This window comes from Sporosarcina sp. P1 (assembly GCF_002743155.1).
Lineage (GTDB): Bacteria > Bacillota > Bacilli > Bacillales_A > Planococcaceae > Sporosarcina > Sporosarcina ureae_B.
This window is the reverse complement of record NZ_PDYS01000003.1, coordinates 87,852-114,339: the sequence shown is the minus strand read 5'-3', so window position 1 is coordinate 114,339 and position 26,488 is coordinate 87,852. Positions and strand designations below refer to the sequence as shown.

At 41.3% G+C, this 26,488-nt stretch carries 28 protein-coding genes and 1 tRNA gene; 1 reads left to right on the top strand and 28 read right to left on the bottom strand.

From position 1 onward, the window contains the following. Positions 1-22: 22 nt before the first annotated feature. Genes CSV73_RS05390 through CSV73_RS05365 form a run of 6 tightly spaced genes read right to left on the bottom strand, consistent with a single transcriptional unit; the run spans position 23 to position 5,113 of the window. On the bottom strand, positions 23-1,075 hold the full coding sequence (locus CSV73_RS05390) for a CaiB/BaiF CoA transferase family protein (protein ID WP_158232283.1): 1,053 nt from the start codon (positions 1,073-1,075) through the stop codon (positions 23-25). Positions 1,076-1,110: 35 nt separating this feature from the next. Beyond that, entirely contained in the window at positions 1,111-2,262 is a 1,152-nt protein-coding gene (locus CSV73_RS05385) for an acyl-CoA dehydrogenase family protein (protein WP_085131128.1), read from the bottom strand. Between the two features lie 12 nt (positions 2,263-2,274). Continuing rightward, positions 2,275-2,739, bottom strand: a complete 465-nt coding sequence (locus CSV73_RS05380) for a MaoC/PaaZ C-terminal domain-containing protein (RefSeq protein ID WP_085131129.1) — start codon at positions 2,737-2,739, stop codon at positions 2,275-2,277. 15 nt (positions 2,740-2,754) lie between these two features. Next, positions 2,755-3,909, bottom strand: coding sequence for a thiolase family protein (locus tag CSV73_RS05375; RefSeq protein WP_085131130.1), 1,155 nt, complete (start codon positions 3,907-3,909; stop codon positions 2,755-2,757). Continuing rightward, complete coding sequence (locus tag CSV73_RS05370; RefSeq protein ID WP_158232282.1) at positions 3,906-4,349, bottom strand: Zn-ribbon domain-containing OB-fold protein; 444 nt, start codon at positions 4,347-4,349, stop codon at positions 3,906-3,908. Before CSV73_RS05370 ends, CSV73_RS05375 begins: the two co-directional genes overlap by 4 nt. A gap of 20 nt (positions 4,350-4,369) precedes the next feature. Then, the gene (locus CSV73_RS05365) at positions 4,370-5,113 is read right to left on the bottom strand and encodes an SDR family NAD(P)-dependent oxidoreductase (protein ID WP_085131132.1); all 744 of its coding nucleotides are present in this window, start codon (positions 5,111-5,113) and stop codon (positions 4,370-4,372) included. 152 nt (positions 5,114-5,265) lie between these two features. On the opposite strand from CSV73_RS05365, the gene CSV73_RS05360 reads away from it, so the two are divergent. Continuing rightward, positions 5,266-7,152: a helix-turn-helix domain-containing protein gene (locus CSV73_RS05360; RefSeq protein ID WP_085131133.1), complete on the top strand. Its 1,887-nt coding sequence runs from the start codon at positions 5,266-5,268 to the stop codon at positions 7,150-7,152. 89 nt (positions 7,153-7,241) lie between these two features. Here the strand turns inward: CSV73_RS05360 and CSV73_RS05355 are convergent, their stop codons facing one another. The 22 genes from CSV73_RS05355 to CSV73_RS05250 form a co-directional block, all read right to left on the bottom strand. After that, positions 7,242-8,537 carry a TRAP transporter large permease gene (locus CSV73_RS05355; RefSeq protein WP_085131134.1) on the bottom strand — a complete coding sequence of 432 codons (1,296 nt, stop codon included), beginning with the start codon at positions 8,535-8,537 and terminating at the stop codon, positions 7,242-7,244. Position 8,538: 1 nt separating this feature from the next. Beyond that, positions 8,539-9,036 (bottom strand): TRAP transporter small permease, encoded by a 498-nt coding sequence (locus CSV73_RS05350; RefSeq protein ID WP_085131135.1) that lies wholly within the window; start codon positions 9,034-9,036, stop codon positions 8,539-8,541. Positions 9,037-9,103: 67 nt separating this feature from the next. After that, positions 9,104-10,183 (bottom strand): TRAP transporter substrate-binding protein, encoded by a 1,080-nt coding sequence (locus CSV73_RS05345; RefSeq protein WP_158232281.1) that lies wholly within the window; start codon positions 10,181-10,183, stop codon positions 9,104-9,106. Between the two features lie 51 nt (positions 10,184-10,234). Then, positions 10,235-10,705 (bottom strand): acyl-CoA dehydrogenase family protein, encoded by a 471-nt coding sequence (locus CSV73_RS05340; RefSeq protein WP_232319193.1) that lies wholly within the window; start codon positions 10,703-10,705, stop codon positions 10,235-10,237. Between the two features lie 327 nt (positions 10,706-11,032). Then, a tRNA-Arg gene (locus CSV73_RS05335) sits at positions 11,033-11,106 on the bottom strand. Positions 11,107-11,179: 73 nt separating this feature from the next. Then, positions 11,180-11,671: a metallophosphoesterase gene (locus CSV73_RS05330; protein ID WP_085131137.1), complete on the bottom strand. Its 492-nt coding sequence runs from the start codon at positions 11,669-11,671 to the stop codon at positions 11,180-11,182. Further along, positions 11,668-12,282, bottom strand: coding sequence for an XTP/dITP diphosphatase (locus tag CSV73_RS05325; RefSeq protein WP_085131138.1), 615 nt, complete (start codon positions 12,280-12,282; stop codon positions 11,668-11,670). Before CSV73_RS05325 ends, CSV73_RS05330 begins: the two co-directional genes overlap by 4 nt. Beyond that, positions 12,279-13,037: a ribonuclease PH gene (gene rph / locus CSV73_RS05320; RefSeq protein ID WP_029052969.1), complete on the bottom strand. Its 759-nt coding sequence runs from the start codon at positions 13,035-13,037 to the stop codon at positions 12,279-12,281. The genes CSV73_RS05325 and rph overlap by 4 nt, the downstream gene beginning before the upstream one ends. A gap of 129 nt (positions 13,038-13,166) precedes the next feature. Next, a complete protein-coding gene (racE, locus tag CSV73_RS05315) occupies positions 13,167-13,955 on the bottom strand; it encodes a glutamate racemase (protein ID WP_085131139.1) in 789 nt (262 codons plus the stop codon). 9 nt (positions 13,956-13,964) lie between these two features. Beyond that, on the bottom strand, positions 13,965-14,372 hold the full coding sequence (locus CSV73_RS05310; RefSeq protein WP_085133535.1) for a MarR family winged helix-turn-helix transcriptional regulator: 408 nt from the start codon (positions 14,370-14,372) through the stop codon (positions 13,965-13,967). A 191-nt stretch (positions 14,373-14,563) separates the two neighbouring features. Further along, a complete protein-coding gene (locus CSV73_RS05305; protein ID WP_085133536.1) occupies positions 14,564-14,776 on the bottom strand; it encodes a helix-turn-helix domain-containing protein in 213 nt (70 codons plus the stop codon). Positions 14,777-14,851: 75 nt separating this feature from the next. Then, a complete protein-coding gene (locus tag CSV73_RS05300; RefSeq protein ID WP_085131140.1) occupies positions 14,852-15,301 on the bottom strand; it encodes an acyl-CoA thioesterase in 450 nt (149 codons plus the stop codon). Positions 15,302-15,523: 222 nt separating this feature from the next. Beyond that, entirely contained in the window at positions 15,524-16,318 is a 795-nt protein-coding gene (gene sdhB / locus CSV73_RS05295) for a succinate dehydrogenase iron-sulfur subunit (RefSeq protein ID WP_198166058.1), read from the bottom strand. Then, positions 16,315-18,069 (bottom strand): succinate dehydrogenase flavoprotein subunit, encoded by a 1,755-nt coding sequence (gene sdhA, locus CSV73_RS05290; RefSeq protein ID WP_085131142.1) that lies wholly within the window; start codon positions 18,067-18,069, stop codon positions 16,315-16,317. Before sdhA ends, sdhB begins: the two co-directional genes overlap by 4 nt. 48 nt (positions 18,070-18,117) lie before the next feature. Further along, entirely contained in the window at positions 18,118-18,726 is a 609-nt protein-coding gene (locus CSV73_RS05285) for a succinate dehydrogenase cytochrome b558 subunit (protein ID WP_085131143.1), read from the bottom strand. A 412-nt stretch (positions 18,727-19,138) separates the two neighbouring features. Beyond that, a complete protein-coding gene (uvrC, locus tag CSV73_RS05280) occupies positions 19,139-20,941 on the bottom strand; it encodes an excinuclease ABC subunit UvrC (protein ID WP_099626809.1) in 1,803 nt (600 codons plus the stop codon). A 51-nt stretch (positions 20,942-20,992) separates the two neighbouring features. Beyond that, positions 20,993-21,307, bottom strand: coding sequence for a thioredoxin (trxA, locus tag CSV73_RS05275; RefSeq protein ID WP_085131145.1), 315 nt, complete (start codon positions 21,305-21,307; stop codon positions 20,993-20,995). A gap of 85 nt (positions 21,308-21,392) precedes the next feature. Then, entirely contained in the window at positions 21,393-22,367 is a 975-nt protein-coding gene (locus CSV73_RS05270) for an electron transfer flavoprotein subunit alpha/FixB family protein (protein WP_085131146.1), read from the bottom strand. A 36-nt stretch (positions 22,368-22,403) separates the two neighbouring features. Next, a complete protein-coding gene (locus tag CSV73_RS05265; protein WP_085131147.1) occupies positions 22,404-23,177 on the bottom strand; it encodes an electron transfer flavoprotein subunit beta/FixA family protein in 774 nt (257 codons plus the stop codon). Positions 23,178-23,201: 24 nt separating this feature from the next. Beyond that, the gene (locus tag CSV73_RS05260; RefSeq protein ID WP_085131148.1) at positions 23,202-23,975 is read right to left on the bottom strand and encodes an enoyl-CoA hydratase; all 774 of its coding nucleotides are present in this window, start codon (positions 23,973-23,975) and stop codon (positions 23,202-23,204) included. A 26-nt stretch (positions 23,976-24,001) separates the two neighbouring features. Then, positions 24,002-24,586, bottom strand: coding sequence for a fatty acid metabolism transcriptional regulator FadR (locus CSV73_RS05255; RefSeq protein ID WP_085131149.1), 585 nt, complete (start codon positions 24,584-24,586; stop codon positions 24,002-24,004). A gap of 89 nt (positions 24,587-24,675) precedes the next feature. Then, a complete protein-coding gene (locus CSV73_RS05250; protein ID WP_085131150.1) occupies positions 24,676-26,379 on the bottom strand; it encodes an AMP-binding protein in 1,704 nt (567 codons plus the stop codon). Between the last annotated feature and the right edge of the window lie 109 nt (positions 26,380-26,488).

Below are 26,488 nucleotides of genomic sequence, written 5' to 3'. Positions count from 1 at the left end.
TACTTTCAATATTTTGGGCGTATCAGTTTTGACTAAGCCCTTCCATTGGAATCATCTTCGCTGGAAATGGAATCTCTACCCGTTCCCCTTCTATGCTGATTGCGTTTCGATACTTCAAATGTGGATCTTTCGACAAATCGTTAATCGTGTTGACACGACTAACCGGTAAATCGACCTCACCGAAAATCGACAACCACTCGGACAATGTTTTTTTGACTATGATTGTTTCAATCCTTCGATTAATGATTTCTGCTTTCTCCATCCTCTTTGTCCAACTATTGAATAAATTATCGAGCATAAACTCTTTCATGCCCACCGTTTCACAAAATGTTTCCCAAAACTTCTCTTCTACACAAGCAATGGAAATATATTGTCCATCTTTTGTCAAATATGTTCCATAGGCCCCTCGACCCATGAAATCGGATTTCCTCGGTTCATTGCGTGCGTAATATTCCACAATGCGTGGAGACATTAAAGCAAGTGCGCTTTCCACTAAAGACACATCGATGTAAACCCCACTCGAATGGGATCGAGCCTTGTTCAACAATGCCCCTAACACCGAAATCGTAGCGTATAACGATGCCGCAAGATCCGCTATTTGGATTCCCCCTGCCGCTTCAGGACCTCCGTTTGGCTGACCACTGATTCCAAGGACCCCTGATACTGCCAAATAGTTCAAATCATGTCCCGGAACATCACGGTAAGGACCGCTTTGCCCGTATCCCGAAATCGAACAGTAGATAAGATCCGGATTCAGTTTCGCAACCTCGTTCTTACTAAAACCCAATCGATCCATGACGCCGGGTCGGAATCCCTCAATCAACACATCACTTCCCTGCAACAGTTCACGAAGAACTCCTTTATCTTCCTCATTTTTCAGATCTAGCGTCAAACTTTCTTTTCGACTGTTCAAAGTTTCATATAATCCAGGAATCATCTGTCGCACAGGATCGCCTCCGTCAGGTCTTTCCACTTTTACGACTTCCGCTCCCAATTCCGCTAAAATATTTGTCGCAAATGGACCTGGCAATAAATTCGTCAAGTCCACAACTCGTATACCCTCCAGCACTCTCACTTCCGTCACCTCTCATCCAGTCTATTTCCTTACGGTCACACGAATGCGGAAATGCCTAGCACTTCTCGTCCGATGATTAATTTTTGCATCTCATTCGTACCTTCTGCAATGGTAAAATAACGGATATCACGATAATATCGCTCAACTGGAAACTCCTTCGTATAGCCATATCCACCATGGATCTGCAAAGCCTCTTCCGCCACTCTTAACACGCGATCCGTTGCAAAATACTTTGCCATCGAGCACTCGACCTTTGCATCTTTTCCTTGGTCAAGCAACGTGCTCGCTTGCTGCCCTAGGAGGCGCATCGCATTGGTCAGTGTAATCATTTCACTTATTTTTTCTTGTATCAATTGAAAACTGCCGATTGGTTTCCCAAACTGATGACGTTCCTTTACGTACTTAATGGATGCATTCAGGCAAGCTTGTGAAATGCCCGTGGCGATGTATGCAACCATGGCACGCGCACTGTTCAAAAACTTCAATCCTTGTTTCAAACCTTCACCGACATCGCCGAGCACGTTTTCGGCAGGGATTTCGCTATTTTCAAAAACTAATTCAGCAAATGGACAGCTAACTGTACCCATCTTTTCAATTTTCGTCGCTAGAAAAGAAGTTTCCTCTTTATCTATGAGCAGAGCAGTGATTCCTTTATTCCCTAACGTTTTGTCCGTCTGTGCAATGACGATACCGATTTCTCCTTCCAGACCATTCGTTATAAAGATTTTTGTTCCGTTGATAACCCAATTATCTCCTTTTAACACTGCACGTGTTTCAACACTGGAAGCATCTGATCCGACATTCGGCTCTGTGAGAGCAAAGAAACCGAGCTTTTCCCCACGTAATAATGGTCCCAAATATTTTTCTTTCTGCTCTTCCGTCCCGTATTCGTAAATATGTGTGAGAACGGAGTTAGAAATACCTACCGTCGCTCTTAATGAAGGCCAAACACGGGATAATTCTTCAATCATCGTAAAATATGTTGTGTAATCCAGACCATATCCACCCGCCTCCACCGGCAACAATCCACCTAAAAATCCAAAAGGGACAAGTTTTTGTACAATCTCTTTCGTGACATACTTCTCCTGCCTTTCATATTCCTCCACCATTGGTGCAATTTCCTTTTCCAAAAACTTCGCCAAAGTTTCTTTAATCATCAGTTGCTCATCCGTTAATTGAAATGCCATTCCTAATTCCTCCTAGTTTTGTCTTCTCGCAATCATCATCGGGGTCACTCCCTCTTGAACGACCATCCCATTTTGATTGATGATTTTACGAACAAACTTCACAATCCCTCGGTCTTTTTTACTCGTTTCTTTCATTTCAACAATTTCAATTTCGAGATTAATCGTATCGTTAATTTTGATGGGCGCTAGAAACTTCCACGACTCCAAACCCAATAAAGCAATCAAGTTTTTACTCATCCGTCGATTCAGCTCTGTACGGGTAAACAGTCCGGACGAGATGGACAGTCCCAACAAACCGTGTGCAATCCGTTCTTGAAAAACCGTGTTTTTTGCATACTCCCTATCCACATGGAGCAAATTATAATCGCCGGATAAACCCGCAAAATTGACAACATCCGTTTCTGTAATGGTACGTGAAGGGGATAAAAATTTATCTCCGATTTGAAAATCTTCATAAAACAACCCGTTATCTTCCATCTTTCCTCACACCCTTCATCGTTGTAGTATCGTGACGGCACTATTCGGACCTGCCCCCATCGCATGTGCCAAGCCAAGCTTAGGATCGGCAACTTGTCGATGGCCAGCTTCTCCCCGCAATTGTAAGACAAGCTCATGAATTTGTGCCAATGCTGTCGCACCGAGCGGATGACCCCTTGATAATAGTCCACCGTCCGTATTAACCGGCAATCTCCCCATCAAATCGAAGACACCTTCGCGCAACAATTCAGGTGCCGTTCCTCTCGCACAAAAACCGAGTTTTTCAATGTCCCAAAGTTCGCCGGGTCCCATGCTGTCGTACGCTTGCACGACGTCGATATCCTTGGGTCCGTAGCCAGCCATCTCAAAGGCCTGGCGGGCTGATTTCTCTACAATGCCTTCCGAAGGATAATGCTGGACACTTGCCGTAATGCCGGATTGATATGATTCTTCTCCATATACACCCGACACCAAAACAGAGCTTGCCACATGAATCGCCCGATTGCTTTCTGGCTTGCTTGTCAAAACCATCGCGACCGCCCCATCCGCCAACGGACAACAATTCAGTAACCGAAGTGGAGAAGCTATCATTGCTGATTGGAGTACCTCCTCTGCAGAAACTTCTTTTTGAAATCGTGCATTGGGATTTAGCGAACCGTTTCGCCTATTTTTCACACTGACCCTTGCAAAATCTTCAACCGTAGCTCCGTATTGGCGCATGTATTCCATCGTTTCCAAGGCATAGTTGGCCGGTTGTACGTTAAAGCCCATTGCCAATTGCCACCCCGGAAAAGCAGTGCTTGGGATTGGTCCTCTTGGCATCTTTTCAAATCCGATAGCGAGTACCGTTTCGTATTGCCCTAATCGAATCGAATCATAAGCAAGTCGAAACGCGGTTGCTCCACTTGAACAGGCATTTTCCACATTGACGATTGGAATTCCTGTAAATCCAATTTCCCCTACTACTCGATGCCCAGAAGCTGTCCCTTGGTAGACACTACCTGCAAAAACGGCTTCAACTTCCCCCCACTTGGTTCGGGCATCCCTTAAGGCGTTTACAATCGCTTCAGATCCCATCGAGCTAGCGGATACATCCGGGAAAAAACCCCATTTTGTCGTACTTGTTCCTTGAACATATACATCTTTCCATTGAGTATTTTTACCCATCATCCCTTATCTCCTTCCCGAATAATTTCAGCTTTGAACTTGAAAGTCATAACATCATTGTCTTCTTCTTCATATAACTTCACTACAACCATCTCGACACGTTCGTCATTAGAGAGCGCCGGTTCATCAATGAGCTGTGAGAATATATTTACACCTTCATCTAGTTGCACAATTCCATATGTATAAGGAACTGCCCCTTTATAAAAACCTCCGGCCGGTTGTCTTTCCACTTTTGTTAGCATCAAGACACGCCCTTTGCCGGAAAATGTGATTTCTTCCAATGATTCTTTGTGACAATTCATACAGAAGTTCAATGTTTTCCGTGGAAAAAATACCTCTCCACACGCCTCGCATCGACTGCCCAATAAGTGCGGTTTGCCATCTGTTTCCAATTGCCAAAGGCCATCCATAACCGGAATCGTTTTTCGTTCAATTGTCGTCATTCCACTCATCCCCCGTTCGATTAGCCGAATCTTCCGCCTGTCACGTGTAAAATATCCCCCGTTATGTAAGAGGAATCATCCGAAGCGAAAAACATCACCGCATTTGCGACATCTTCCGTCGAGCCAACACGCTTAATCGGAGAATCACGTTTTTGAAGCTCTTTAATCTTTTCGCATTTTGGATGGTCCCGTAAGGCGTTCGTTTCAATCAGACCCGGCGCTACAGCATTCACTGTAATATTGTGCTTGCCCAACTCCTTTGAGAGCGCTTTCGTAAGGCCAAGAACACCAGACTTTGCAGAGGAGTAATTGGCTTGTCCTGGATTCCCCAAATACGCACGGGAAGTAATGTTGACAATTTTCCCGTATTCTTGGGAAATCATATACTCAGCCGTATACTTCGCAAAAAGGAAGGAACCTTTTAAGCAAACATTTATAACAAGATCCCAATCTTCCTCTTCCATTTCCGTGATTCTTGCATCACGGACAATTCCCGCATTGTTCACTAAAATATCAATCTTGCCAAACTGTTCCTTCGTTTGTTGTACGACAGCGATAACTTCGCTTTTTTGTGAAACATCTGCCGGCATGGAATGGGCGTTGAAACCATCTACTTGAAATTCCTTCACCGTCTCTTCACATGACGTTTCATTAATGTCGGTAATAATGACTGTAGCGCCTTCGGTAAGCATTTTACGAGCAATTTCTTTACCGATTCCATCCGCTCCACCTGTTACAATTGCAACCCGATCTTGAAATCTCATTATAAAACCCCTCCCTACTTTACTATTCACCTCATTTTACTGCTTCCCAAAAAGATCAACCATGTCAATTGACTACAATGTTTGTTTGAATTATTGTATAATTCATACTAATACATAGATTCCGAAATAAAAGTAATGAAGGGGGATATCCAATGACCACAAACGAAATCAGCTACAACGGTTTTATCGAAGAGCTTTTTCCGCTTATCCAAAGCAGTCAGTATGATGAAAATGAATGGGAAACTTTGAAAGCGAGGCTCCATGTGTATTACAAAGACGAAAAATTGCATTCCCACTTTTACGCACTTCAATCTTTGAAACAAAAGGCGGATTTCTTGAAATTCTCAACGAGTACGTTTGAAATCCTTCATCAAATTAATTTGGAAGTCGCCTCTCTCGCTCCGCTAACTGACATTCTAAATTTAAGCGCAACTCGTTTATTGAATACCTCCAAAGCGCACTATGTCCTCATCGGAATGATTGATCACGAGAAATCAAGCATGCGCATTGATGCAGTCGCAGGGGAAGAACAGTCCGACTTGTTGTGTTTTGAGGAACCCTTAGATTCAAAGTTCCAAATGGAACTGGCAGACAACAAAGAGGCTTTCATCTTATCGGATATCGCTGAACACTCCTCTTTTGAATACACTTTATTGCAACGCCTGGCGGAGAAAGACATCGTATCCCTCATCTGTTCGCCTTTAATCGCCAACGGGGAACGGATCGGCGTTGTCTTTTTAGCCCGGACCACTACGTATCATTCAAAGCAGCCATTATTGCAAATGCTCAATCACTTTTGTTACCAGACAGCACTTGCCATTTCAAACGCAAAACTGTATACGAATGAAGTTCGTGTGAGTAAGCTACACGACGAACTCTTTGAAGAAGCACTCAATAAGGGCGGTAACGAAGGAATATTACAAAGAGTGGCCAATTTCATTGAGGAATCAATTTTATTGCTTGACGAGTTTGGAAACTCCATTTATGAAGCTATGCCTCGAAACCACGCATACAACAAAGACCATTTCAATCATGTGGAACTGTATAAACGCATCCTTCATTCAAAAAATATTCATCAAGCCTTTTTTGAAGTATCGAACAACGGCCAAATTTATTCCGTTTTCACCATCACGTTGCATAATCAGACCGTCGCTTATTTAATTCTTGCAAAAAAAATGAATTCATATGATCCATTGAGCATTGTCGCAATCGGACAAGCAAAAAGCGTCTTGGCACTGCAAATAAATCAGGAAAAAACAAGCATTGAAGTCGAAAACCGATTACGCCAGGACTATCTGCACGATTTGATATCAGGCCTGGAAACAGAGGAAAATCTTATTCGAAGAGCACGTTATTTAAATATCTCTTTCGAAAAGACGTATTCCATTCTTGTTTTAAGCCCGAGAAAGAACGAAGTGGATGATACACAACAATCAAATCGAATTCTTGAAAGGTTTAGTTACATGATCGATCAAGAACTATTGCCACTCAGCATGATCCAAGGCCAGAAAATAATTCTTGTCACACCTGACGAGCATATTCGCACCGTCACGAACTTCGTGCTCCACTATACGGAGGAAAAGCATCCCGATTTACACTTCCGTGTAGGTATTAGCAATCCCATTCTACAAACAAAAGAATACCTTAGAGGATTCAACGAAGCCAAAAAAGCCTCTGAATTCGCTCATTCTTTCCAATTCAATGCACCGATTGTCCATTTCAAGGAACTCGGTATTATCGGGTTGTTATTCAATACGGAGAATCCCGAATACATGAAAGAGTTCATGGACCGTTACTTAGGAAAAATCATCGAATACGATCTCCAAAACAAGTCTGAATTACTAAAAACGTTAGAGGTTTTTTTAGATAACGAATCCGCTATCCAGCATTCCGCTAAAGAGCTCCATATCCACTACAACACTCTTCGGTACCGGTTGAATCGAATCGAGGACATCCTAGAGATCGATCTAACGCATACACAATACCGTCTCAACCTTCAAATCGCCATCATCATTCATCGGCTCGTTAAACAAGAGTGATGGAAAAAAATAGAGAGTGGAGGAATGAATACATTCCCACTCTCTATTTCTATTTGTCTGAAACAAGTATTTCTCCACATTTGTCTTCATCACATTTTGGATGGTAAAAACAATGCGATCTCAGGGAAGAAATATAAGATGAGAATCATAACAAAGATTGGAATAATGAACCGAGCCGCACCTTTAAAGATGGTTTCGAGTGAATAATCGGAAACACCTTTCAATACATAACAATTCATTCCAACAGGTGGTGTGATTAAGCCTAATTCAATGATCAATACGATTATCACTCCGAACCAAATCAAGTCCATATCCATCGCTTGAATAATCGGTAAAATGATCGGAATTGTAATAACAATCATTGCCATGGAATCCATGAATGCACCAAGAATGAGATACATGACAATGATCAACATAAAAATCACAAAGTTCGGCATCGATAGTGAATCGATAAAATCCGCCATCAGCATCGGAACTCTTGTAATCGCAAGAAAGTAATTCAAGATGAATGCAGCCAGTATAATGGCAAATAAAAACCCTGTCGTTTTTAACGTATTGGATGCGGACTCGATAAAATTCTTGAACGTCAATTTCCGATTGAGCAACGCGATGAGCATTGCTCCAAATGCACCTACTGCAGCGGCTTCCGTCGGGCTGAATAGACCGACATACATCCCCCCGATGACTAGCGTGAACAATAATATAATCCATGTCATCGATTTGAGCGAGTTAATTTTTTCTTTCCACCCACCCCCCGATGCTATAGGGGCGATGTCCGGATTTAACAGCACGGAAATATAGACCGTAAGCATATATAATCCGGTTAACATGATACCTGGAATAATCCCGGCAATGAGCAACTTACCAATCGATTGCTCGGTTAACATACCGTACACGATAAATGCCGTGCTCGGTGGTATGAGAATCCCCAACGTACCGCCTGCAACAATTGTCCCAGCGGAGAACGAGTCTTTATATCCGAATCGATCCATTTCCTTCGATGCAATCGCACCCATCGTTCCAGTAGTCGCCAAGCTAGAGCCTGAAGCAGCTGCAAAAATCGCTGATGCACCGATTGTTGCTAAACCGAGCCCCCCTCTTAGGCGTCCCATCCACAATCGGAACATCTTAAACAGCTCATTACTAATTCCTGAAACGAAAAGCAATTCCCCCATCCATATGAAGAGCGGAATCGTCGTTAATGTATAGCTAAAACTATGATCCCAAATAATGGTCTCAATCGCGGTAGTGAGTGTTTTCCAACCTTTTAAATAATAGATACCGAGAAAAGCCGGAATCGCCATGGCAATAGCAATCGGAAGTCGCAAAAACATGAGGATGAACATGACCACAATGCCCATTAATCCAATCATCTCTATAGTCACATTACCCCTCCTTTCCGGCAAACAAAATAACGATGGAACGGATGAACTTCAAAAGTACTTCTAGCCCCCACATCGTGAAACCTAATGCAATGATGAATCGAAACGGAAAATGTGGGACGCCAAGCAAATCCGTCGTTTTTATATTCCCCGTCATCGAATTCAATCCAATGTTTAAGCTTACCCATCCAATGAGGAGACAAATGATAAACGTGAAAAGATAGCTGATGACATCTGTGAATTCTTGTATTTTTTGGGGTAACCGATCGACAAGCAAACCGATTGAAATATGTGCATCTCTTTTTTGTGTGTATGCTAGCGCGAACATAATCAACACAACCATGCCTAGTTGCATAAATTCAACATCCCCCACTACAGGAGCTCCCAATTTGCGACTGATGACTGCATATGTCGTAAAGATCATCATACTCGTCATTGTGAGAATCGCTATCCACTTTCCAATTATCGTTAAAAAACCTATCCATTTTTCCACAATTCCCATTCATTTCACCTCCGTATAGAAAAATATGTCTTGATTGTTAACCAAGACATATTATGTTCCTTTTGAGTTAGAAAGGTAGTTTTAATCCAGCTTCAAGAAGCATGTCATTAAAATCTTCCATCATTTGGTCACCAGGATACCCTTTCGCATTCGCTTCTTCCACCCATTCATCCCAAAGCGTTTTTGCAGAGGCTTTAAATTTCGCTTCTTCTTCAGGAGCTAATTCAATGATCTCTCCCTTACCTTCAATTAACTTGCCCAGTTCGACATAGGCTTTGTCTAATTCCTTTTTGTGCGTCTCACTAAACAACTCAGCCAATTTTGGCCCAAGCACTTCGTCAAACATTTTTTGCAAGTCTTCGGGCAGCGATTCATAGTAATCTTTGTTCATGATTGGTATAACAGGCGTAACGGTTGTCCCCATTTTCAAGACATATGGTGCCACTTCGTAGTATTTATGACCCAAAACACCGATTGTCGAATAGAAAGCAGTATCCAAAGTACCTTTTTGCAAAGCTTCGTACGTTTCATCCAACGGAATCGATACTGGAACACCGCCCCATGCTTCTACGAGGGGGACATCCGATTTACCTTGGACTCTCATTTTCAATCCTTTTATGTCTTCAATTTTTCTAACTGGCTTTTTGGAGAATAAATTATATGGATCTGTTACAAAGCTTCCACCTAAATAATGAACTTCCTCTTCAATCGCATCGACAGCGTATTTTTCCCCGAACTTCGTCATGATTTCACTGCCTATCGTAGAATCTGGGAAAGCGAACGGTAAATTCCCAATCGTATAAGGGAAGAAGATACTATCAAAATAATAAGTTGAAATGACCGGCGCTAAATCGGCTATGCCGCCTTGAGTATCCTCAAAAGCTGAAGTCGCCTTCCCCAAAGTCCCTCCATGAAATACATTCACCTTCACCCGTCCATTTGTTTCTTTTTCCACAAATTCCGTCCACGGTTCATAAACGTTGTACACATAGTGATGCGTGGAAGGCTGGATGTTACTGACGTTCAATTCGTAGACTTTTTCAGTGTTTGTACCATTTGTACTTTCTGAACTACTGTCCTTTTCAGTATTACAAGCACCAAGAATTAATATTAACACCAAGCTTAACATGCCAAAAATCTTTTTCATCTGTACCACTCCTTTTCCAATGTAAGTAACCGCTTTCATTCTTAGTTCAAACTAAAAGTGCAAATCGCCTTGCAACATCTTCTTTGCAATTATTCTTTTTTGAATCTCGGTTGTCCCATAAGGAATACGCATCATCCTTGCCCATCTCCATGCTTTCTCAAGTTTCAATTCATTTGTTAATCCCATCCCTTCGTGAATTTGCATGCATTTATCAATCACCCTTTGTGCCATTTCCGTACAGAATGCTTTGATTATCGAAATTTCCTTGATTGGTAAATCGGATTGATTTTCCATCTTCCATGCACAGTTTAACAATATATTATGTCCGGCGTAAATATCAATTGCACATTCAGCTAACATCTTTGGAATCGCTTGGTGATTTCCAATTGTCATACCGAACGTTTTGCGTTCATTTTCCAACTCACGTTTATATTTTTCTTGATGTGGGACAACTTCCGTTTCAATAAATTTGTTCAGTGCCGAAATTATTTCTTTCACTCCATAATTTACAGTGAAGTCCAAACAGAATTTATCTCTTGAATTATCAAACTATCCTTACCTACAAATGAATTCTACAGAGTAAGAAATGACTCTTCTACGTCAAAAACAAACAAATATTATCATCTCATTTGTAGGGTACATACATAAGTAAACAATTAGAAAACTTATCCAATCGGAGAATAAATTTCGATCGGGTATGAGTAAAATGTTTGTGGGTGGATAAATGGAGAGGAAACCAAGCGTTTGCGTAGTAGATTTAAAAGCACGAAAAAAAAAAAGAACTACAAACGTTGTTACAACGTTTGTAGTTCTTTTTAATTTCCTAACTACTTAAAAAAGTCTTAATTACGTCCCAGGAGGGATTCGAACCCCCGACCGATGCCTTAGAAGGGCATTGCTCTATCCAGCTGAGCTACTGAGACAAACACCTGCAACCACAGGCACAAGAACTATTATATGCATAATCCAAAGATAAGTCAACACTATTTCATAAAACTATTTATTTAATATTATTTCGTCTATTATGTCGTCGTTCATACTATAAAAACTTACAGTATAAACATCAGTGATTTCAATGACTGCGTATGTTGCTTCCCTTCCACCACGTGGTTGGGTCGTGCTTCCCGGATTAACAAACAATACACCGTTGATCATCTCCGCACCATATAAATGAGAATGTCCGAATAATGCAATGGTTGCTTGTTGTTCAGCTGCTGCGTAAGAAAGGGTAAGCATAGAGCGCTTGACGTCGTGCTCATGGCCGTGGACGATGAATACAGTCTCATCGCCCATCTTTTGTACAATGCTCGCTGGAAATTGATCATCACCGTCACAGTTACCACGAACAATATGGATTCCATTAAGCAATGGATCATTTGCCAATAATTCACTATCACCACAATGGAATATTGCCTCTGCTTGCAATGTTTTAATCTGCTTCACTGTATTTACATCGCCATGTGAATCACTTAAAACAAGTAACTTCATTTCATTTCACCAAACTTCGCAATAAATTCTGGTAGCCGTTCTTTTAACTGAGCTAAAGCCGCTCCGCGATGAGAGATGGCACTTTTCTCTTCTGCAGATAACTGTGCCATGGTCTTTTCTTTACTAGGCACATAAAATATTGGATCATAGCCGAATCCATTCGTTCCTTGTCGATGATCTGTAATGAAGCCTTCACAGCTACCGGAATAAGTAGTTGTCTCGATAGTAGGACCCGCAATCGCTAGAACGCACCGAAAACGGGCTTGACGCGCCGTTTCAGGTACTTCTACAAGATTAGCTAGCAACTTATCGATATTCGCTTCATCGTTCGAAGGCTCGCCTGCATAGCGTGCAGAGTAGACACCTGGCTCACCATTCAATGCATCAACTTCTAGCCCACTGTCGTCTGCAATTACTACTTTCCCTAGTAAATTTGCAACAGTCTCAGCTTTTAGTATGGCATTTTCAACGAAAGTGGTACCCGTTTCTTCAACATCAATCGATTCTTCGATATCCTGCAATGTCAACACCGTGATACCTAAAGGGCGAAAGAGAACTTCAAAGTCTTTCGCTTTACCTGTATTATTCGTTGCGATTAATACTTCTTTCATTGCGCCTCGCCTACCTGTTGCCCAATCTTATCCGCCAACTCGCCTAATACTTCTTTTTGAATTGCAATCAATTGTTCAATTCCCGATTCAGCCAATGTCAATAAATCATTCATTTCTGCTCGGGAAAAAGTAGCTTCTTCACCCGTCCCTTGGAGTTCCACGAATTGGCCTTGTCCTGTCATCACCACATTCATGTCGACGTCGGCAGAAGAATCCTCTACATAGTCAAGATCCGTGATCAATTGACCGTCAGCTAGTTTACCAACACTTGTAGCAGCTAAGAAGTCACGAACGGGGAATACAGGCAATTTCTTTTCGATTTGCAATTTATTTGCTGCAATGACCAATGCAACGAATGCACCTGTAATCGAAGACGTCCGCGTTCCGCCGTCTGCCTGAATGACATCACAATCGATCCAAATTGTCCGCTCACCTATAGCATCCAAATCAACGACTGCACGCAAAGCTCGTCCGATTAAACGCTGGATTTCCATCGTACGACCGCCTACTTTACCGCGGGATGATTCACGGATTGTCCGTTGTCCTGTAGCCCGTGGCAACATGGAATATTCAGCTGAGATCCACCCTTTTCCACTATTACGCATAAACGGCGGTACCCGATCTTCAATCGTCGCTGTACAAATCACTTTAGTATTGCCAACTGAAATCAGTACGGAACCTTCTGGATGTATCAAATAATCTTTCTCTATCGTTACTGTACGAATATCTTCTGTTGCTCTTCCATCATGTCGCATACAATATCCTCCATTTTGATTCAATTATTTAGTGTGACGTACTCATCAAATCTACGTTCAATCCATCTTACCATATTCACAGCAAAAAACCCGAAAACGATGTACAGTTTTCGGGTACTGCCCTATCCTTTAAAAAGTTAACTTGCGTACGTCTGGCTGGGGAATGGCAAGCCAATCTTCAACGATGGCTTGAAACTTTTCCATCGAGCCTGTCGTGTAAAATATCGGCTCTTCCGCTGAAATAGATAGTAATTGCTCATCTTTTAGAATCCGTTCCACATCAATCACAGTCTCCGCCGCTGACGAAATAACATTTTTTTTATTGGAGAAATGCGCTTCGATATGTTCTTGCAATAATGGATAATGCGTACAGCCAAGTATTACAGAATCAAACGAATCGTTATGCAAGGGCAGTAATGTCTTGTCAACTATATCCTTTGCAGCCTGTGTACGATATTCTCCACTTTCAACGATGGGCACAAATTCCGGACATGCGAGTGAATAGACTTTTGCTTCCTTCTTTAAAGCCTGTATCGCTTGGTCATACGCTTTACTGTTCACGGTGCCCTCTGTACCAAGCACAGCAATTTCACCTGTTTGCGACGCATTGACAGCTGCTCTTGCCCCTGGCTCAATAACACCGACAACCGGAAAATCAAATTGCTTTCGTACTTCTTCTAACGCGATAGCTGTCGCAGTATTACACGCAATAACAAGCATTTTTATACCCATTTGCGCCAAACTGTTGACCATCTCTATCGTAAATTGCAATACTTCTTCGGCGGACCGTGGACCATACGGACAACGTGCGTCATCGCCAATATAAATAATAGGTTCATTCGGTAGGTGGTGGCGTAACTCTCTTACAACTGTCAATCCGCCGACTCCCGAATCAATTACTCCAATAGGTGCATTCAATGTAATCCCTCAATCTCTTGTCATCTGTTCATGTAGTTTAGCCAGCAATCCTGAAAACTGCTGAATTTCTTGCTCATTTGAATTTACAAGAACATCTTGTAAATACTCTTGTCTCTTCTGTATGACCTCTTCAATAATCCGTATTCCTTCAGGTAATAAATGGACACGGACCACCCGACGATCCTTTTCATCCCGCACGCGTTTCACTAGTTGACTATTTTCCATCCGGTCTACTAAATCCGTCGTGGTGCTGAATGCAAGGAACATTCTATTGGATAGATCTCCGATGGTCATATCACCATATTCCAACAACCATTGAAGAGCGCTGAATTGAGGAGGTGTAATAGTAGAGTTTTTTAATATTTTTCGACCTTGTTCCTTAATGATGGACGCAATGTATCGCAAATCTTTTTCCATCTTTACGATATCATTCGGTACGTTTTTCTGTTCATTCAACAAAAAATCAGCTCCCTGAAATGAGTCCTATCTTTTCATTGTACCGTTTTCATTGATGAACGCAACATTTTTTCCTTCGATTTTAAGCTAGAGAAGAAGTGATTGACACTGATTGCACAAAATTGATCTACTATCGTAAGCTGGGTATCATTTTAGTTCAGCTGTAATTCTCCCAATCGCAATAATTCGACTATAGCCTGTGCTCTGCCTGATACACCCAGTTTTTGAATTGTATTCGAAATATGGTTTCGTACGGTTTTCTCACTAATGGTCAGCTGTCCAGCAATTTCTTTTGTTGTAAAATCGTTTACCAGCAAAGTGAAAATTTGTCGTTCCCGATTTGTTAATAAAGAACGGTTTTGCATTTCATCCAAGATGCGCCCCTCCTCTTTACGCTTTCCCCTTAGGATATGTAAGCGTAAGGGCGGCTGTGTAGGCTTTTACGAGTTTTCAAGAAACAACTGTTTTTCTTCCTCTGTCCATGCAACAGGCCTACCATCACTTTTTCCAATTTGAACGATAGCGCCTCTACCTGTAAAGACGATTTCATCACGTTCATTTGTAGCCATATAATGTAGATCAACTGAACTTGTGCCCATAGTATTAGCCTTTACATGGATCTGTAGCTTTTCGTCAAAGTACACTTGCTTTACGAAATCGCATTGCAAATCCGCTACTATTGGAATAGTTTCACCTTTCGGATCAATCCACTTCGCCATATGGTTTAAGTGTTTCAAAAACTCAATTCTAGCATATTCAAAATATGCAAATACCTTCGTATTATTCAAATGTCCATACATATCTGTCTCTGAAAAACGTACTGAAACATCTGCATGAAAATGAAATCTTTCTACCCATTCCTCTAAATCGTCAATATAACTTGCTCTCATTTACATACACCCCTTTTTAATGAATCATCATTCATTATATCAAAATACAAGTTAACGTCAATTAACATTTATTACACTGATGATTACTAAAGAGTTGAAGACCTCGTGAAGAATTCTTTCTAAAAAGAACAATCACAAGCTAACTCATATAGTCGACAAGCTGTAAACGCCAAAAAACTGTCCAGAAGTCATAGACTTCTTGGACAGTTTGGTTTGTAGAAATTAATCTACTTGATGGTCACTTCCGAAGAAGTTCTTGAACATTTGGATCGTTGTCGCTCTACCAATTGCACCGATAGAAGTCGTCAATGGAATTCCTTTAGGACAAGCAACTACACAGTTTTGTGAGTTACCGCACTCAGTGATTCCTCCGTCTCCCATAACAGTAGCCAAACGCTCATCTTTGTTCATTGCGCCTGTCGGATGTGCGTTGAAAAGGCGTACTTGTGACATTAATGCAGGACCCATGAAGTTCGTCTTGTCGTTGACGTTCGGACAAGCTTCCAGACATACTCCGCAAGTCATACATTTAGACAATTCATATGCCCATTGACGCTTACGTTCAGGCATACGAGGACCTTCACCAAGATCATACGTACCATCGATCGGAACCCATGCTTTGATACGCTTTAACGAATCGAACATGAATTCACGGTCAACAACCAAGTCACGAACGACTGGGAATGTACGCATAGGCTCAAGTTTTATAGGTTGTGTTAACTGATCAACCAGCGCAGTACATGACTGACGAGGGCGACCATTAATAACCATTGAACATGCACCACATACTTCTTCCAAACAGTTCATATCCCAGTTAATAGGAGTCGTTTTTTCACCTTTAGCATTTACTGGGTTACGTCTGATTTCCATTAAAGCCGAAATTACGTTCATATTCGGACGATATGGAACTTCAAATCTTTCAACATAAGGGCTTGAAGTGGCAGTATCTTGACGATGAATGTCAAACACGACAGTTTTTGTAGCAGTTGCTGTTTGTTGTTCGCTCACTTTTGTCAATCTCCTTTCTTCGCTGAGTAATCGCGGATACGTGGAGGAATGATAGATGTATCTACATCTTCATATGAAATAATTGGTGCAGAGACTCCATCAAATTCCGCAATTGTTGTTTTCAAGAAGTTCTCATCGTCACGATTCGGGAAGTCTGGCTTATAGTGCGCGCCACGACTCTCATCACGATTCAATGCACCTAAAGTGATTACACGTGCTAGATATAGCATGTTTTTCAACTGACGTGTGAACATAGCTCCTTGGTTAGACCATTGCTGTGTATCCGTAATATTAATGTTTTCATAACGCTCAAGTAACTCGACAATTTTCTCGTCTGTCTGCTTCAATTTATCATTGAAACGAACAACCGTTACGTTGTCTGTCATCCACTCGCCAAGCTCTCTGTGAAGAACGTACGCATTCTCTGTACCGTCCATCTTAAGAGTGTCTTCCCATTTCTGTTGCTCTTCTTTCACTGCATCTTCGAAGATTGTGCCAGGAAGTTCATCAGCTGTACGCTTCAGATGCTTCATGTAATCGATAGCGTTTGGTCCTGCGACCATTCCACCATAGATAGCAGATAGTAACGAGTTAGCACCTAGACGGTTTGCACCGTGCTGTGAGTAATCACATTCGCCTGCTGCGAATAGGCCGGGAATGCTTGTCTGCTGGTGATCGTCAACCCATAGTCCACCCATTGAGTAGTGAACAGCCGGGAAGATTTTCATCGGCAATTTACGCGGATCGTCTCCTGTGAACTTTTCATAAATCTCGATGATTCCACCAAGTTTAATGTCTAGTTCTTTAGGATCCTTGTGGGATAGATCCAAGTACACCATGTTTTCACCGTTGATACCTAGTTTTTGGTTTACACATACGTCAAAAATTTCACGTGTTGCGATATCCCGTGGAACTAAGTTACCATAGTCCGGATATTTTTCTTCCAAGAAGTACCAGGGCTTCCCATCTTTATATGTCCAAACTCGTCCACCTTCACCGCGTGCAGATTCACTCATTAGACGAAGCTTGTCATCTCCAGGAATCGCTGTTGGGTGAATTTGGATGAATTCGCCGTTTGCATATTTTGCACCTTGCTGGTATACGATAGAAGCTGCAGAACCTGTGTTGATCACAGAGTTTGTAGACTTACCAAAGATAATACCAGGGCCGCCTGTTGCCATGATGACAGCATCCGCTTTGAATGCTTGGATTTCCATTGTCTTCATGTTTTGGGCTTTGATCCCACGGCACGTACCCTCTTCATCTTTAATGATTCCAAGGAATTCCCAGTGCTCATATTTTTGAACTAATCCTGCTACCTCGTGAGAACGCACTTGTTCGTCAAGAGCATAAAGTAACTGTTGTCCAGTTGTTGCACCTGCATATGCTGTACGGTGGTGAAGTGTACCACCGAAACGACGGAAATCCAAAAGACCTTCTGGCGTGCGGTTAAACATAACACCCATACGGTCCAATAAGTGGATGATTCCAGGAGCTGCTGCCGTCATTGCTTGTACTGGTTTTTGATTCGCTAGGAAGTCTCCACCGTAAACTGTATCATCAAAGTGAATGTCGACGGAATCGCCTTCACCTTTCGTATTTACAGCACCGTTAATGCCGCCTTGGGCACATACGGAGTGGGAACGTTTTACTGGTACTAGCGAGAACAAGTCAACCGGTACACCAGCTTCTGCTGATTTGATGGTAGCCATTAGTCCAGCTAGTCCTCCACCGACGACAATCAATCTGCCTTTTGCCATTATTGTGTCACTCCTCAATTATACGTAATTTCATTAGTTATTAGTTATTTACACAAAAGCTAGAAGTGCTTGAATTCCAATTACAGAAAGTATTAAGAATATAACGATTGTGATGTAAGATACGATTTTTTGTGATCTTGGTGATTGTGCAATTCCCCAAGTAACACAGAAAGACCATAATCCGTTTGCTAAATGGAAAGTAGCAGATACAACACCTACGATATAGAATACAAGCATAAGTGGATTCGATAAAATATCGACCATCATGTTGAAGTCTACTTCAGTTCCAAGCGCTTTTTGAATACGAGTTTCGTATACGTGCCATGCAATGAAGATGACGAGGAATACACCCGTAAAACGTTGGAGTGTGAACATCCAGTTACGGAAAGTACTGTAATGGCCCACATTGTATTTCGCTGAGAAAGCTATGTACACTCCGTAAAAAGCGTGGAACATGAGTGGAATGTAAATAATAAACCATTCCAAGAAAAGTACAAACGGCAAGTTCCCCATAAAATTAGATGCTGTGTTGAATGCTTCCTCACCGCGCGTTGCAAAATGGTTAATTACTAAGTGTTGGGCAACAAAAAGTCCAACTGGAATTACACCAAGCAACGAATGTAGACGGCGTAAGAAAAAATCTGTTTCTTTCGACAAGTCTTTTACCCTCCCTTATTTCTGAGATTATACTGTAGTGATGCGGTTCTCTATCTAGTTCGCATTCGCCAGTATCTCTCTTCGTGGTACAATATGATAACATGTATATTGTACTCCTCTGTATTGGACAGGTCAAGACGCTGTGAACTTTTCATAGTAGATTATGATTTTTCCAAAAACGTCGAATAACACTTCACTTTCTCCTATGATCTGACAACACTTGACATAGTTTGAAGCCCATACGAATAAGGGTTAGAAAGATTATCATTTGTTTTGTTCGCATTACATAACGCATTTATTTACAAAATATAAGTCTTTGAAAAAAATAACTGATTATTCAAATAAAGTATACCGAAACTCAAACCTCTATCAATAATCTGATCACTAAACACTAATGAAAGCCCCTTGATTTTTATTCAATCAAGGGCTTTTCAGACTTCTCAGGTTGCTGGAAATGAGCGAATAGCTCTTCAGCTACTTTCTGTGGCATCCCTGCTTCTTTTAATTGTTCAGATGTTGCTTCGCGTATGGCTTTCACTGTTTTAAAATGTTTCAGTAATTGCTGTTTACGTTTTGGTCCAACTCCTTCAATTCCATCGAGTGAAGAAGTCAGTGAAGATGCCCCCCGCCGCTGTCTATGGAACGTAATAGCAAATCGATGGACTTCATCTTGGACGCGTTGTAACAAGTAAAAAGCTTCACTCGTTTTCTTTAACGGAACAACCTCCGGCGGATGACCGTACAACAACTGCGCTGTATTATGTTTATCATCTTTTGCTAGTCCAGCTATTGGAATGGAAAGACCCAGTTCATCTTCCAACACTTCCCGAGCGATTTCCATCTGTCCTTTCCCACCATCAATGACAATTAAATCAGGTAAAGGCAACTGATCTTTTAAGACACGTGTATAGCGTCGTCTAACCACTTCACGCATCGCACCATAATCATCATGCGCTGCAGCAGTTTTAGTTTTATATTTCCTGTAATCTTTTCTATTTGGTCTTCCATCTACAAATGATATCATCGCGGATACCGGTTCCACGCCATGTGTATGCGAGTTATCGAAAGCTTCGATGCGAAGAGGCGTACTGATATTCATCGCTTCTCCAAGCTCTTCACATGCACCAATTGTACGTTCTTCTTGGCGTTCAATTATTTGGAATTTAGCATTCAATGCAATGGATGCATTCTTGGCAGCGAGTTTGACAAGTTCTTTTTTCTTTCCACGTTGTGGGATCAACACATTCGTATCGAGTAATTGATCTGCTAATGTAACATCAACAGTTTCCGGTAGAAGTACTTCTTTCGGCAATAAATGTTGGGCTTCTCCATAGAAACGGCCGAGATATGTTAGTAATTCATCTTGCGGATCTTGATAGGCCGGAAAAATAGAGACATCCCGTTCTATCATCTTACCTTGTCTGACGAAGAATACTTGCACACACATCCAGCCTTTATCCACTGCATAGCCAAAAATATCACGATCTGTAAAATCATTCGCATTCATATTCTGCTTTTCCATAACGGTTTCAATGTTAGTAATTTGATCGCGATATTCTTTCGCACGTTCAAATTCTAATTCTTCCGCTGCTGTATTCATTTTTTGCTGAAGTTCCTTTTTGACTTCTTTATAGCCGCCATTTAGGAATCGTGTAATGTCTGCAATCATTTCAGTATAAGCATCGGCAGGTACCTCTTTAATACAAGGTGCAAGACATTGACCGATATGATAATACAAACACGCGCGTGTAGGAATACTTTGACATTTGCGGTATGGATATAAGCGATCCAGTAATTTTTTTGTTTCATGCGCGGCCGTAGCATTTGGATAAGGTCCAAAATACTTGCCTGACTTCTTATTGACTTTACGCGTGATAATTAACTTCGGATGACGTTCGTTAGTGATTTTCAAGTAAGGATATGTTTTGTCATCTTTTAGCATGATGTTGTACTTTGGATCGTACTTCTTTATCATGTTCAATTCCAAAATTAATGCCTCAATTTCAGAATTGGTAACTATATATTCAAAATCCTCTATTTCTCCGACCAATCGCTGTGTCTTGCCATCATGGGAACCCGTGAAATAGCTACGCACACGGTTTTTTAACACTTTTGCTTTCCCTACATAAATGACAGTACCTTGACGATCCTTCATCAAATAACAACCCGGCAATTCGGGGAGGATCGAAAGTTTATGTTCAATGATTTCATTCATTATTTTCACCTACTAAAAGACCGGGCTGCTCTGCGGCCCGGTCTCTTGTATTTATGCGTGTTTTTCGATTAGTTGTGCAAGTGCTTCTTTCGGTTGGAAGCCTACTACTTTCTCAGCTACTTCTCCGTCTTTAAACAGAAGAAGTGTTGGGATCGACATGATACCAAACTGGCTAGCAGTTTCTTGGTTATCATCCACGTTTACTTTTACAATGTTCGCTTTTCCTTCAAGTTCTCCTGAAAGTTCTTCAAGTACAGGAGCGATCATTTTACATGGTCCACACCAAGGTGCCCAAAAGTCTACTAGTACTACGCCTTCTTTTACATTTTCAGCAAAGTTCGAATCGGTTGCATTGATAATCGCCATTCTAATTTCCTCCTTAGTCTTTAACTATATTCGTATTATATCATGGAGGTATAGAAGGAGCTAAAAAAATGCCTGTATCACTTTATTAGCTTACTTTGATCTTTTTAATTTCTTCGATCATGATTGGAATGATTTCGAAGATGTCACCTACGATACCGTAGTCTGCAATTTTAAAGATGTTCGCTTCTGGATCTTTGTTAATTGCCACGATGACTTTCGAGTTGGACATACCTGCTACGTGCTGGATCGCCCCAGAAATTCCAGCTGCAATATACAAATCTGGTGTTACTACTTTACCCGTTTGACCAATTTGTAGTGAATAGTCGCAGTAATCTGCATCACACGCTCCACGCGAAGCACCGACTGCACCACCTAGAAGATTTGCTAATTCTTTTAAAGGCTCAAATCCTTCAGGTCCTTTGACGCCACGGCCGCCCGCTACGATTACTTTCGCTTCAGATAGATCCACGCCTTCAGTTGATTTACGTACTACGTCTTTGATAACAGAACGAAGATTCGTAATTTCGACAGTTTTCGCTGTTACGTCACCTGAGCGGCTTGCATCATGTGCTAATGGCTCGATGTTGTTCGGACGGATGGTGATAAATTGCAAACCTTCTTTGATTTCCACTTTTTCAAATGCTTTACCAGAATAGATCGGGCGGATGAACTCTGCGTCGTCGCCTTCTCCTTCGATTTTTGTAACATCTGAAATTAATCCCGTTCCAAGTTTACTTGCAATTTTCGGTGATAGATCTTTACCCATTGCTGTGTGTCCAAATACCACACCATCAGGAGATTCATCTTCGTAAACTGCTAGGAATGCCTGACCAAAACCGTCTGGTGTGTAGTGCTTCAAATGCGGGTGCTCAACCGCTACTACACGATCCGCTCCATAATGAATCATTTCTTCGCCAAGTGACTGAACTTGATCCCCTATAAGAACAGCGACAACTTCTCCGCCGTCTGAAATATTCTTAGCTGCTGCAATTGTTTCAAATGATACGTTGCGTAGTTCTCCATCACGTGCTTCACCTAAAACCAACATTTTCTTTGACATAATGTAGTCCCTCCTAATTACGGTTCTCTATATGAATTAAATTACTTTCGCTTCGTTACGCAATAATTTTATAAGTTCAGCTGCTTGATCTGCTGGCTCTCCTTCAAGTACACGCCCTGCTGCTTTCTCGGGTGGTAAGAAGACTTCCTTCGTTTCCGTCTTCGCTTCCACGTCATCTTCCTCTAGGTCCAAATCATCGAACTCTAGGTCTTCAAGTGGCTTTTTCTTCGCTTTCATAATACCAGGCAAAGATGGATAGCGTGGTTCGTTCAGTCCTTGTTGTGCTGTCACCAGAAGCGGTAGGGATGTTTCAATCGTTTCTGAATCCCCTTCTACGTCCCGCACAACCGTTGCGTTCGTTCCGTCGATCGTTAATTCTGTAATTGTCGTAACATAGTTAATGCCTAGTAATTCTGCAACACGGGGTCCCACTTGTCCTGAACCGCCATCGATTGCTACGTTACCTGCCAAAATTAGATCAGCATCTTTATCTTTTAGGTAATCTGCAATGACTCTTGCGGAAGTGTGTTCGTCTATCTCATCAATGTCGTCTTCAATATTGATGAGTACCGCTTTATCTGCACCCATTGCCAATGCTGTTCGCAATTGTTTCTCGGAATCTTCGTTACCGATTGATAATACAGTTACTTCCCCACCGTGTTCGTCACGTAGTTTAATAGCTTCTTCCACTGCGTACTCATCGTATGGATTGATGATGAATTCTGCGCCATCTTCAGCAATGGCACCGTTTGAGATTGAAATCTTTTCTTCCGTATCAAATGTTCTTTTTACTAATGCATAAATGTTCATTAATAGAACCTCCCTTTTTGATAATTACTTCCCAGTAAATGTAGGTTGACGCTTTTCAATAAATGCTTGAATACCTTCCTTAGCATCTTCGGATACGAACACTTCTCCAAATGACTTGGCTTCTTCTTCGACACCTTCATAGAAGGACTGATCTTTTGAGTAGGAAAGCATACGCAATGCATGTTTCACGGCAATCGGACTCTTTTGAGCAATTTTCTTTGCCATCTTTAATGTTTCAGCCGATAGTTCTTCATCTGCATATGCATGATTGGCAAGTCCCCATTGTACTGCATCTTCACCTGAGATTGGATCACTCGTCAACATGATTTCTGCTGCCTTCGCTACACCAACCAAACGCGGCAAACGTTGCGTACCTGCAAACCCAGGAATAAGACCTAATTGCAATTCAGGCAAGCCTAATTTCGCACTCTTCGTAACTAAACGAATGTGGCAAGCCATAGCAAGCTCTAAACCACCTCCAAGTGCCGCTCCATGAATGGAAGCGATTACAGTTTTAGGGAAGTTTTCTAAACGCTCGAAAACTTCTTGTCCTTTACTAGAAAGCTTCGAGAACGCTGCTCCTGTGTCCACCGTTGTGAATTCTTTGATGTCCGCACCCGCTGAGAAGAATCGACCTTCACCATATAGAACAACAACGCGAACTTCATCGTCATGCTCTAGGCTGGTTAACAACTGATCCACTTCCTCAATCAATTTTGAAGATAGTGCATTCGCTGGCGGATGGTCAATTTTCGCTAATGCGACATGACCGTCTTTCTCCAAGTTAATCAATGTCATCTACTATCTCTCCTCTAATACAATGCTTACTTTTGTTCATAGCCATGCAATAGCATATCGGTAACTTTAGGTGCTAAGTTGACCAAATTAAACTTCTGTTCGTTCATCACCCAAGAGGTAATCGTCTCGTCCATAGTGCCAAATAGCATCTGCCTCGCTAGTCTAAGGTCAAGCTCAGGAGACAACTCTCCTTTCTCTACCCCTTCTTCCAGCAAAATATCCAACAAAACCGTATATTCTTTCAACACATTATTGATTTGAAGTCGCAGATCTTTATTTGACTGTCTGAGTTCCAATTGTGTGACGATCGCTAAATGATGATCTTCTTCTAGTATTCTAAAATGGTTTTCTACAACCAATTGCAATTTTTCTGCGATCGGAAGATCTTTTTTTAATATTTCTTTAATATTTTCTACAAAAATCGCCAATTTGTCTCTGAATACGGATATTAGAATGTCTTCTTTATTTTTAAAGTACAAATAAATGGTTCCATCCGCGACTCCAGCTTCTTTAGCTATTTTCGAGACTTGTGCTTGGTGGTACCCATTCTCTGCAATAACAATCACTGCAGCATCTACAATTTGTCTATATTTAGGTTTTGTTCGCTTCATTAATGATTCACCACCAAAAAGAAAATATGAATGATGATTCATTCATATCTTCATGTTAATATTCTTTTGGGTTATAGTCAAGCATTTAATTACGAACTTTTTAATGAATTTTGAACTTCCGTTAATTTCTTTCGTTCTTCTTCCACTAATGTTCTGCGCAGTATTTTACCTACCGCCGTTTTAGGAAGATCTTCTCGGAAGTCATAATGCTTTGGAACTTTAAATGCAGCAAGTTGTTTTCTGCAATACGTATCTAATTCTTTTTCTGTTACGGAATATCCTTCTTTTAAGACAATATACGCTTTAACTGTTTCACCACGATATGGATCCGGTACACCTGCTACGATACATTCTTGAATAGCTGGGTGCTCATACAGGACTTCTTCGATCTCACGTGGATAGACATTGAACCCGCTTGCAATAATCATATCTTTTTTACGATCGACAACATAGAAGTAGCCGTCCTCATCCATATACCCTAGATCTCCTGTCAAAAACCATCCTTCACGGAATGATTCCTGTGTGTCATCAGGTCTATTCCAATAACCTTTCATTACTTGAGGTCCTTTTATCGCAATCTCCCCAATTTCTCCTACCGGCAACGGTTCTGATGAACTTGGGCCAAGTACACATCCATCTGTATCAGGCCATGGAACTCCAATAGAGCCACGCTTTTCCAATCCATCCCACACAAAGTTAGCCATAGCGACTGGAGATGTCTCAGTTAAGCCATATCCTTCTACAAGCTTTCCACCGGTTACCGCTTCAAACTTTTCTTTCACTTCAATTGGTAATGCAGCAGATCCACTAATACAAGCTTTAATAGAAGATAGATCATATTTTTCCAAATCAGGATGATTCAATAGCCCAATATAGATCGTTGGTGCTCCCGGGAATAATGTAGGTTTTTGTTTATCAATATCTTTCAATGCCGTCTTGAAATCAAATTTAGGTATCAAGACCATTTTATGACCTTTCATTACAGCAAAAATTAAAACTGTCGTCATACCATAAACATGGAAAAACGGTAGAATGCCCATAATCGTTTCTTCGCCATCAGCCGTTTTGTATAACCATGCACTGCACATTTCAGTATTGCTAATTAAATTGGAATGTGTCAGTTCTACACCTTTTGGCGGTCCTGTAGTTCCTCCGGTATACTGCAATAATGCAATATCACCATTTTCATAAGCTACATGAATTGGATCGGGTTTTGTCGTTTTCATTATTTCTGTATATACATGATGCATACCACGATGCTCCACTTTCACCATCAACTTATGTTCTTTTTTCTGAATGAATGGATAGACTAGATTTTTTGGGAATGGGAGATAATCTTTGATCCCCGTAATAATAATATTTTCAAGCGCAGTTCCGTCCATGGCTTTCGTGACACGGGGGAACAAAATATCAAGTGATATAATCACTTTTGCACCCGAATCAGAAAGTTGGTAGTGCAATTCGCGCTCTGTATATAATGGATTTGTCTGAACCACAATTGCACCTGCATAGAGAATTCCAAAGTACGCGATAGCGCTTTGCGGACAGTTCGGTAGCATAATGGCAACGCGATCACCTTTTACGATCCCTAACTTTTGTAAATAGGTCGCAAATTTTAAGGCGGACTCGTGAAATTCTTTAAACGTGATGTCTTTCCCCATAAAATGCATCGCTGTGTTGTTTGAATATTTTTTGCCCGACCTCGTTAGATAGTCTTGCAATGGAATATTTTCATAAGCTAAAGTAGTCGGGATTTCTTTTGGATATGCAGCAAGCCAAGGTTTCTTTGTCATCTTTACAACTCCTTTACACTAATATAGTAGTTTGAATATTCCTTGTTCATTAGTATATCGATAAACTAATTAGTTTACAAGATAAATATGAAAGCGCTTTATTTATCTG